We start from the raw sequence: 10,121 nt of genomic DNA, 5'->3' as shown, positions 1-10,121 counted from the left end.
TGGGTCTTCTCCCGGCGTGATTGTCCTTCGCTCGCGAAAGGTTTGACTTGCTCGCTCATTGCGGGGAATATTTTCCCATGTGCTTGGGATACATATCCCATCGGCATGACAGGGGGCGCGCCTACCGCGTCAGTGAGCAGGAGGAATCGAGATGCTGGGATGGAAACTTCAACAAGGCCGCGGCGCGCATGGCCGCCGGGCCGGCCGAGTGGCGGCGGGCCTGCTCGCCGCCATGCTGCTGCCGGCTTCGGCTGCCACCATTACCGTCAACAGCCCGGCCGATCCGGGTATGGACGGCGACGAAGAATGCACCTTGCGCGAGGCGATCACCAACGCCAATACCAACCCGATGAGTCCGACCAACGGATGCGAAGCGGGGGAGGCGCTCAACGGTGATGACATCGTCTTCGCCGAGGGTATTCAAGGCCAAACGATCACGCTTGGTGGTTCGCAGCTGCCGCAGCTCGGCGACTTGGCGACCAGTCCACTGACCATCACGGGGCCCGTTACCATCGATGCGAATGACACCAGTCGCATCTTTACCAATGCCGGTAACACCACGCTGGTCGAGCTCACATTGGTCAACGGTATGACGGCCGGTGGTGATGCGTCGGCCAGCGAGCGTTCCGGCGGGGCCATTCTCAACACCATCGGTGGCGTCCTGACGGTCAATGGTGGCGCCATGAACAGCAACACCTCGGACAGGGCCGGCGGCGCGATCGAGGACGAGTCCAACGAAATGAATGCCGTGACCCTCAGTGGCGTTGATTTCAGCGGCAACAACGCCGGCGTCAACCCCGGCAACGGCGGTGTGCTGCATGTGAGCGGCAGCGGTGGCGTTTCCGTCTCCGGCGGCACCTTCGACGGCAACATGGCCGTGGAAGGCGGGGCGCTCTGGAACAATCAGGGTGCAATGACGGTCGATGGCGCGACGTTTACCGCCAACACTGTGTCCGGCGGCGATGCCGATGCCGGTGATGCGACCGGCCAGGGCGGGGGCGCAATTTTCGCGGAAAATGGCATTGGATCGCTGACCGTTACTGACAGCACGTTTGCTAACAACATGGCCATGGGTAACGTCAGCTCCGGCGGCGCGATCTTCGCCAACGAAGGCACGACGCTGACGGTTTCCACGTCCTCGTTCACCGGCAACACGGCCAACCGGGCCGGTGGGGCGATCGAGACGCGCGCGAACACCATGACCACGCTCGATCAGGTCACGCTGAATGACAATACCGCCAATACGACCGACAACGAGGCCGCCGCGGGCGGCAACGGCGGCGGTCTGCATGTGAGTGGCAATGGCATCGTCGATATTACGGCGTCCCAGGTCATCAACAATACGGCAGCAACGGAAGGCGGTGGTCTCTGGAACAACACCGGCACCATGACCCTCGACGGATCGACCGTGAGCAGTAATTTCGCCAACGGTATGGGTGCTCAGGACGGCGGCGGTGGCATTTTCAACAATGCCGGGGGCGATGAGAGCGGTAGTGGAACCGTTGTCGTGACCAACTCGATTATTACCGGCAATAGGGCGTCGGTGGGCTCCGGCTCCGGCGGCGGCATCCTCAACAACTTCGGCGGTACGCTCGAAGTCACGAACACCCGCATCAGCGGTAATGATGCGAGGCGTGCCGGCGGCGGTATCGAAACCGTGGGCAGCACCCAGGTGACGTTGACCGTGGTGGACCTGTCCGGCAACACGACCGGCCCCATGCCCGGCAACGGCGGCGGCCTGCACGTCTCCGGTGACGGAAATGTGGATGTGGTCAATTCCTTCGTCGGCGGCAACGAGGCGGCAGCCGAAGGCGGCGGCCTGTGGAACAACACCGGCGTGATGAACATCAGCGGCACGTCCTTGGTGGGCAATGTCGCCCTGGGTGATGAAGCCACCAACGGCGGCGGTGCAGTGTTCAACAACAACGGCGATGGCGCGGGTAATGGCACCGTCAATATCCGTTTGTCCCGCATCGCCGACAATGTGGCCAGCGGTAACGCCGGCTCCGGCGGCGGCATCTTCGCCAACACCGGCGGCACGGTGAACGTGTTCGACACCCGCATCGAGTCCAACATCGCCAACCGCGCCGGCGGCGGTATCGAGAGCAATGCGGCCACGGTGAACCTGACCCGTGTTGTCCTCGGCGGATTGAGCGCAGCCCAGGGCAACGACGCCGGCGTCACCCCCGGCAACGGCGGTGGTCTGCACGTCTCCGGTGCCGGGACCACGATGGTGGTTGATTCCTCGGTAGGCTACAACGTGGCCAACGAGGGCGGCGGTCTGTGGAACTTCAACAGCGGCAACATGACCGTGACCAACTCCACGGTGTCGAACAACCAGGCCATGAACCCGGATGCCGGTGGCGGTGGCGGCGTGTTCCAGCAGCCCGGCGAGGGCAGCGGCACGACTTCGCTGCAGTTCACCACGGTGGCGCGCAACATGAGCGCTGGCAACGGCGGTGGCGTGTCGGCCCCGGGTGAAGGCCAGACCATCGACGCCGACGACGGCACCCTGATTGCCGAGAACAGCGCCAATGGCATGGGCGCCAATGTGGATGGCCCCGGTGCCATGACCGAGGATGCCCTGGTCAGCGACATGGCCGGTATCGACGATCTCAAGCTGTTCGGCGGCCGTTTCGATGGCAGGCTGGATGGTATCGGCGATGGCAGTCCGACAATCACGGCCACCGGCGTTCATCCCCTCCTGATGGGCAGCGCCGCCATCGACGGCGGGCCGGCTGTTTGTTCGCCGTTGACCGGCGATCAACGCTGGGCCGCGCGTCCGACCGGGGACAACTGTGACGTTGGTGCGTTCGAGGCGGCCGGCAATCCGGTGCTCAGCGTGTCCAACAACAACACCGGTGAGATCGTCGTCGGCTCGGACGACGACACGGTGTTCTCCGTGCTGGCCTTCGGTGTGACCAACAACGGTGACGAGTCGGTCACGGCCGGCGGCGTGTCGGGCATTCTGGAGGTCGACCGCATTCCGGCCCAGCCGCTGGACTTCGACAATGTCGACGCCCAGTTGTACGTCGATGACAACGGCAACGGTCTGGCCGATGATGGCAACAGTCCGATCGGCAGCGTGGACGTGAATGCCAACGGCACCTTCCAGGTCAGCTTCGGCAGCGGGGGCCAGGCCTTCGAGGCGGGTGAGGGCACCAACTACGTGGTCACCGTGTCGCTCAACGGCGGTAGCAGTGACATGGCCGGGGTGCACTGGCAGACGCCGGTGTTCGCCGGCGGAACGCTGCTTGCGCTACTCGGTCTGTTCAGCGTGGGCGGCCTGAGCCGGCGCCTGCGCTGGGTGCTGGCGGTCGGCGTTGCCACGGTGGGTCTCGCGGCCTGCGGCGGCAGCGATGGCGGTGGTTTCTTCAACCCGCCGGGTGATGATGATGAAGCACCGGCTGATCTGCGTTTCGTCGCGGTGACGCTGGATGCGGCATCGGCCGTCTCTACCGACGATTTCCTGATCGGCGATGGCCTGCCGGTACGTGGCGTGGGGATTCAGTTCAACGACGACTGATCCCTGAAACCGTCATCCGACGGCCGGGGCCGGATCGGGCATTGCCTGATCCGGCCCTTTTTATTGCGCGTCGTCCGCCTGCAGCTCGGTCGGCAGTAGTTTTACGGTCGTGGCGATGTCGATGCCCGCCGCGTTGTCCGGACCGGCCGCAGTGATCGGCACGCCGGGTTCGGCCCGCTCGAAGAACGAATCGCGTGACAGCGTGCGGCCTGTCTCGTCGCGGAAGTCCGTGCTGCTGTCCGTATTGATGCGCACGCCGCCGACCACCAGCTCGCCACTGCTGCTGTCGCGGCTGTCCACCGGGCCGCGCACGCTCGATGTGGTCGAATCGCTGATCCGGGTCAGACGCGTGACCACGAAGCCGCCCTCACGATCGGCGTAGCCGGTCAGTTCGACGTTGTCGCCGGGCTCTAGCCTATCGATGCGCAGGGCTCGGTCGGCGCCCTCACGGGCGTCCACATACAGCGTGTCCGGCAACACATCCGCCTCGATACCCAGTACGCGCACGCCGGATGCATCGGTCATGACCTCGGTCACCCGGGCGGTGATGCGGCGATCGGGCTCGGGCTCCACCTGCAGGGAATCGGCCACCAGTCGGCCGTCGACGAACTCGCCCCGCAGTGAGACCCGCAGGCCTGCCTGTAAGCTGGTCACGCGCGAATTGTCCCGCCGCGACGCGGATCCCGCGGCGGCCGGGATGTTATCCACCCGGAAATCATCCTCGCTGTTGAACGCGGTGATGATGCCCTCGACGAAGGCCGAGCCGCTGCGGTCCTCGGTGGATTCACCGCGGACTTCCACGCGGGTGGCCGTCAGCGGCCCGTCGGCGGCATCAGCGCGGGTGCCGGTTACCTCGACCAGGGCGCCATTCTCCAGCGGCGCGTCGGCGTCCTCGGTGACGGCCGCATCCCGCGCGACCGTGAGATCACCGAGCTGGAAGCTCGAGCTGGTGAGATTGCTCACCCGGCCTTCCACATCCAGTTCCGTGTCGCCCGGCACGAAGCTGCGTGCGATACCGTTGTCGTTCAGTTGTTCGATCGACGTGGCGCGCACGATGGCGTCGCCCCGGCGCAGGGCGCTCACCGCCACCAGATCGCCGGACGCCAGCGTATCCGCATCGGTACCGATGAAACGGGTATTGGCGTCCACCAGCACCGTTTGCTCCAGCACCCGGATTTCGCCGCTGTCGCTTTCAATCGAAACGGCCTCCACAGGACCGCCGATGGCCCGGTCGAAGACGATGCGATCGGCAATGGCCGCACCGTCGTCCGGATTGCGGCCGGCCACGGTGACCACGTCCCCGACCCGCAGGTCGGATTCGTCACCCGACTCGCCGTTGATCTGGATGTTCACCTCGTCGGTGCTGAACTCGACCCCGTCCACGAACACGCTGCCGAAGCCGGTGACCACGCCGGTGCCCTCGATCCCTGCCAGCAGCACATCACCCGCGCCCCCGCAGGCCGTGATCAGCAGCGCCAGCATCAGGCTGCCCGAGCGCCGCGTCATGTTTCGCCCAAACCCAGTCATGCATCACCTTCGGAGTCGTCGGGGTCCTGGAAATAGTAGATGCCCACGCCCACGCGGGTGGCCGGGCGGTTGTCGTCCGGCATCTCGTGTCGGTCCAGCCAGTCGTCGAGGATTTCCAGCAGTTGCTGCCCATGCTCGCTGACCAGCCGATGGAAGACGGGCAGGGCGCGGACATCAACCCGCGGGTTGAACACGCTGCGCTGGAAACGGGGCCGCTCGCTGCCGTCGGCATCGAGGTTGTGTTCGATGGTGCTCAGCAAATCGTGCACGGCCGTGCCCAGCATGCGGGTGCCTTCCGGATCCCCGGCTTCGGGCACGAAGGCGCGGCGCCGGGCAACCAGCATGCCCTGGCGCTGGGTGATGGCGCCCACCCGTTCGAGTTCCGCCAGAATCGCGCTGACGGGGATGTCGCCGCTGTACTGGCGCACCAGCGCGGGAAAGCCCGTGTCCGAATCCGACGGGGAAAGCGGTCGCGGCTTGCCCTCGGTATCGGTAAAGGCCGGGTCGCGATGCCAGCCCGACAGCACCCGGGTTGCGCGGTTGGCCCCGCCCCAGTCGCGGGCGGCATAGACTGGATCGGTCTGCTCGCGCAGCCGCTTGACCTCCTTGCGGGTCAGGCCGGTGACGATGGCCGTGCGGGCGTCGGTGGGGCGCTTGCCCGGCGGGGTGAAACTCTCTCGCGCCACCTCCACGTAAACACTCTTGGTGACTTCGGCAAAGTCGTCATAGGCCACCCCGTGGCGCAGCAGTACCCGCACCAGCGGGCGCAGCAGCCGGTGGCAGGCGTGGGCAATCCAGGTTCGGGGCGACTCGCTCACACTGGGAATGGTATCCCATTTGGCCCTGGCTTCGCCGCATTCGGTCCGAATTCGCGGGCGACTGTGATATTTTCGGAGGTTGACCGCATGAAGGAACTGTCACGATGACCGCTAACGCTATGGCCCTGCAGGATTTCGCCCAGCTGGACGATCAGGCCTGTGATGCGCGCATCCGGGCGGCGAAATCCGCACTGGGATCGCGTTGCGTGGTGCTGGGTCATCATTATCAGCGTGACGAGGTGTTCGCGCACGCCGATATCGCCGGTGATTCCCTCAAGCTGTCCAAGCAGGCGGCCGAGTGTGACGCCGAGTACATCGTGTTCTGCGGCGTCCACTTCATGGCCGAGGTGGCCGATATTCTTTCGCGCGCCGAACAGCAGGTGATCCTGCCGGACATGGCCGCCGGCTGCTCGATGGCCGACATGGCCAACCTGCGCAACGTGGAACGGGCCTGGCGGGAACTGGGCGAGGTGCTGGAGCCGGACGAGCAGGTCACGCCGGTCACCTATATCAATTCCGCGGCCGATCTGAAGGCCTTCTGCGGCCGACACGGCGGCATCGTGTGCACCTCCAGCAACGCCCGCGGGGTGCTGGAATGGTCCTGGTCGCGGCGCGAGAAGGTGCTGTTCTTCCCGGATCAGCACCTGGGCCGCAATACCGCCCATGCCATGGGCGTGAGTCTCGACGACATGGTGACCTGGGATTTCGACAAGCCCATGGGCGGCCTGACCGAAGCCGAAATCCGGAACGCGAAGATCATTCTGTGGAAGGGCTTCTGCTCGGTGCACCAGATGTTCCACCCCAACCACGTCGTCAAGTTCCGCGAGCAGCACCCCGAGGGGCGCGTCATCTCGCATCCGGAAAACGCCTTCGAGGTCTGCCAGGCCTCCGACGTGGTCGGTTCGACCGAGACCATCCTCAAGACCGTGCGGGCCAGCGAACCCGGCACTCACTGGCTGGTGGGCACCGAGCTGAATCTGGTTAACCGGCTGCACAACGAAATGGCGCCCAAAGGCGTGAAGGTGCAGTTCATGTCGCCCGTGGTCTGCATGTGCTCGACCATGTTCCGCACCGATCCTCAGCATCTGGCCTGGGTGATGGAGAACCTGATGGATGACAACGTGGTCAACCGCATCCAGGTCCCGGCCGACGAGGCCCGCGAGGCGAAGGCAGCGCTGGATCTGATGCTGGAGATCACCGCGTAGGATCGGTGGAGGCGGGCCCCATATCTGGGGTATCACCGCATGTTGCGGTACAATATCGGGCTTCTTCACTTGAACGGGGAGCCCACCTTTCCATGTTCGATCCGTCTCAGACCATCGCCGGCTTCGATGACGAACTCGCCGCGGCCATCTCCGCCGAGCAGTCGCGCCAGGAAGCGCACATCGAGCTGATCGCCTCCGAAAACTACACCAGCCCGCGGGTCATGGAGGCCCAGGGTTCGGTGCTCACGAACAAGTATGCCGAGGGCTACCCCGGTAAGCGTTATTACGGTGGTTGCGAGCATGTCGACGTGGCCGAAACGCTGGCGATCCAGCGTGCCTGCGAGCTGTTCGGCTGTGACTACGCCAACGTGCAGCCGCATTCCGGGGCTCAGGCCAACGGCGCGGCCTTCATGGCGCTGGTCAAGCCCGGCGATACGGTGCTGGGCATGAGCCTGGCCCACGGCGGGCATCTGACCCACGGTGCCGCTCCCAATTTTTCGGGCAAGCACTACAACGCGGTCCAGTACGGCATCGACCCGGTCTCCGGCCGGATCGATTACGACGAGGTCCAGGCCCTGGCTGACGAACATCGACCGGCCATGCTGATCGGCGGCTTCTCGGCCTATTCGCGGCATGTCGATTGGCAGCGCATGCGCGCCATCGCCGACAGCGTCGGCGCCTGGCTGCTGGTCGACATGGCCCACGTGGCCGGGCTGGTTGCGGCGGGCGAATATCCCAGCCCCGTGCCCCATGCCCATGTGGTGACCTCCACCACCCACAAGACCCTGCGCGGTCCGCGGGGCGGCATCATTCTCTCCGCCGAGGGTGACGAGAAGCTCTACAAGCGGCTCAACTCGGCGGTCTTCCCGGGTCTGCAGGGCGGCCCGCTGATGCATGTCATCGCCGGCAAGGCGGTGGCCTTCAAGGAAGCGCTGAGCGAGGCGTTCCGCGCCGATCAGGCGCAGACGGTGGCCAATGCCCGGGCCATGGTCGACGTGTTCCTCGAGCGCGGTCTCGACGTCGTTTCCGGCGGCACCGACAACCATCTGGCGCTGTTGTCGCTGATCAGTCGCGACATTACCGGTAAGGACGCGGAAGAGGCGCTTGGCCGGGCGCACATCACGGTGAACAAGAACGCCGTGCCCGACGACCCCCGCTCGCCGTTCGTCACCAGCGGGCTGCGTATCGGCACGCCGGCCTCGACCACCCGCGGCTTCCGCGAGACGGAAATGCGCAGCGTGGCCGGCTGGATCTGCGACGTTGTTGACGCCCTGGCCACCGAGGATGGTGCAGATGCCACCATCGACAGCGTTCGCGGCAAGGTCGAAGAGCTCTGCGCACGCTTCCCGGTCTACCGGCAGCCGGCGCAACTGGACCGGGCCGCCGCCGGCTGATCGCCCGGCCACACCCCGTGCTTTGTCCTTTCTGTCACGCCGACGCTACCCGGGTGGTCGACTCGCGCCTCGCGGCCGAGGGCAGCCAGGTGCGTCGGCGTCGGGAATGCCCGGACTGCGGTTCGCGCTTCACCACGTTCGAGAACGCGGAACTGGTATTGCCGCGCATCGTCAAGAACGACGGTACGCCCGAGCCTTTTGACGAGACCAAGCTGCGGCGGGGCATCGACCGCGCCCTCTACAAGCGGCCGGTGGGCGCCGAGGCCGTGGATGCCGCCGTCAGCCGGATTCGCCAGCGGCTGCGGACCGATGGCGAGCGCGACGTGCCTTCGCGGCGTCTGGGTAACCTCGTGATGGAGGAACTGCGCGAACTCGATCAGGTGGCGTTCGTGCGTTTTGCCTCGGTTTACCGCCGGTTCGAGGATGTCAACGCCTTCCGCGAGGAAATCGAGCGGCTGGAAGCGACCCCGGGCCCGGAAGCCGCCCGTGCGCAGCTGTCGCTGATCGGCTCCGATTCCGGCAAGTGACGGCGGCGGACGACGCCCGGTACATGGCCCGGGCCATCGGGCTGGCACGCCGCGGGTGGCATGGCACGCCGCCCAATCCCCGGGTCGGCTGTGTGCTGGTGCGGGACGGCGAGATCATCGGCGAAGGCTGGCATGCCGCGGCCGGCAAGGCCCATGCCGAAGTCAACGCGCTGGAAGACGCCCGGGCCCGCGCTGGCGGCGCCGCCGGTGCAACTGCCTACGTCACGCTCGAGCCCTGCAGTCACTACGGCCGGACCGCTCCGTGCACCGGTGTGCTGATCGAGGCGGGCGTCCGGCGGGTAGTGGCCGGCATGATCGATCCCAATCCGCAGGTGGCCGGCAACGGGCTCGCCACGCTTCAGGCGGCGGGCACCGACACCGAGAGCGGGGTCCTGGAGAACGACTGTGCCGCGCTCAATCCGGGGTTTGTCTGCCGCATGCGGTATCGACGCCCGCGCGTCCGGCTCAAGCTGGCGGCGAGCCTGGATGGCCGCACCGCCGGGGCGGACGGGCAGAGTCAGTGGATTACCGGGCCGGCGGCTCGGGACGATGTGCACCGCCTGCGCGCCGAAAGCGGGGCGGTCCTGACCGGCATTGACAGCGTGCTGGCCGACGACCCCTCGCTCAACGTGCGTCTGCCGGGGGACTGGCGTCAGCCGCTGCGGGTGGTGCTGGATACCCGCCTGCGCCTGCCGGTGACGGCGCGCATGCTGGGGCTGCCGGGGCGCACGCTGGTATTCACCGCGGCACCCGCCGGCCCCGCGTGGGATGCGCTGGCGGTGGCCGGCGCCGCGCTGGAACGGGTGCCCGCCGGCACCGGCGGGCTGGATCTGGCTGCCGTGATGACGGGCCTTGCCGAGGCGCAGATCAACGATGTGCTGGTGGAGGCCGGGCCAACGTTGGCCGGTGCTTTCCTGGATGCCGGCCTGGTGGACGAACTGGTGGTGTATCTTGCGCCGTCGATTATCGGCGATGGCGGTCGGCCGCTGCTGGCAATGCCGGGGCTGACCCGGTTCGCTGACCGGCGAGCGCTGTCGATCGTCGACATGCGCGCCGTTGGCGACGACTGGCGGGTGACAGCCCGACCGGCCGACACCGCGGACCCAGGGAGAGGCTGAAGACAA

At 66.4% G+C, this 10,121-nt stretch carries 7 protein-coding genes; 5 read left to right on the top strand and 2 right to left on the bottom strand.

Translation table 11 applies throughout. The features are described from left to right. The first annotated feature begins 151 nt into the window (after positions 1–151). Positions 152–3,526 carry a choice-of-anchor Q domain-containing protein gene (locus tag RM531_RS09850; RefSeq protein WP_311658978.1) on the top strand — a complete coding sequence of 1,125 codons (3,375 nt, stop codon included), beginning with the start codon at positions 152–154 and terminating at the stop codon, positions 3,524–3,526. Between the two features lie 60 nt (positions 3,527–3,586). Here the strand turns inward: RM531_RS09850 and RM531_RS09845 are convergent, their stop codons facing one another. Both RM531_RS09845 and RM531_RS09840 read right to left on the bottom strand, forming a co-directional pair. Beyond that, positions 3,587–5,032 (bottom strand): DUF5666 domain-containing protein, encoded by a 1,446-nt coding sequence (locus RM531_RS09845; RefSeq protein ID WP_311658976.1) that lies wholly within the window; start codon positions 5,030–5,032, stop codon positions 3,587–3,589. A gap of 17 nt (positions 5,033–5,049) precedes the next feature. Continuing rightward, complete coding sequence (locus RM531_RS09840) at positions 5,050–5,871, bottom strand: DUF6502 family protein (RefSeq protein ID WP_311658975.1); 822 nt, start codon at positions 5,869–5,871, stop codon at positions 5,050–5,052. Positions 5,872–5,975: 104 nt separating this feature from the next. On the opposite strand from RM531_RS09840, the gene nadA reads away from it, so the two are divergent. The 4 genes from nadA to ribD all read left to right on the top strand — a co-directional run bounded on the left by nadA (position 5,976) and on the right by ribD (position 10,115). After that, on the top strand, positions 5,976–7,076 hold the full coding sequence (gene nadA / locus RM531_RS09835) for a quinolinate synthase NadA (RefSeq protein ID WP_311658974.1): 1,101 nt from the start codon (positions 5,976–5,978) through the stop codon (positions 7,074–7,076). A gap of 92 nt (positions 7,077–7,168) precedes the next feature. Further along, positions 7,169–8,470 (top strand): serine hydroxymethyltransferase, encoded by a 1,302-nt coding sequence (gene glyA, locus RM531_RS09830; protein ID WP_311658972.1) that lies wholly within the window; start codon positions 7,169–7,171, stop codon positions 8,468–8,470. 17 nt (positions 8,471–8,487) lie between these two features. Further along, positions 8,488–8,997 (top strand): transcriptional regulator NrdR, encoded by a 510-nt coding sequence (nrdR, locus tag RM531_RS09825; RefSeq protein ID WP_311658970.1) that lies wholly within the window; start codon positions 8,488–8,490, stop codon positions 8,995–8,997. Then, positions 8,994–10,115: a bifunctional diaminohydroxyphosphoribosylaminopyrimidine deaminase/5-amino-6-(5-phosphoribosylamino)uracil reductase RibD gene (gene ribD, locus RM531_RS09820; RefSeq protein ID WP_311658968.1), complete on the top strand. Its 1,122-nt coding sequence runs from the start codon at positions 8,994–8,996 to the stop codon at positions 10,113–10,115. The genes nrdR and ribD overlap by 4 nt, the downstream gene beginning before the upstream one ends. Positions 10,116–10,121 lie beyond the last annotated feature (6 nt).

The organism is Spectribacter acetivorans (assembly GCF_031846305.1).
Classification (GTDB): Bacteria; Pseudomonadota; Gammaproteobacteria; order Nevskiales; family Salinisphaeraceae; genus Spectribacter; species Spectribacter acetivorans.
Note: the sequence above shows the minus strand (reverse complement) of the source record. Positions and strands in the feature narration are given on the sequence as shown.

What these genes read in the sequence shown, in the direction of transcription:
- RM531_RS09850 (WP_311658978.1), top strand. Translation starts at nt 152, where the DNA reads ATGCTGGGATGGAAACTTCAACAAGGCCGCGGCGCGCATGGCCGCCGG.
- RM531_RS09845 (WP_311658976.1), bottom strand. Translation starts at nt 5,032, where the DNA reads ATGACGCGGCGCTCGGGCAGCCTGATGCTGGCGCTGCTGATCACGGCC.
- glyA (WP_311658972.1), top strand. Translation starts at nt 7,169, where the DNA reads ATGTTCGATCCGTCTCAGACCATCGCCGGCTTCGATGACGAACTCGCC.
- nadA (WP_311658974.1), top strand. Translation starts at nt 5,976, where the DNA reads ATGACCGCTAACGCTATGGCCCTGCAGGATTTCGCCCAGCTGGACGAT.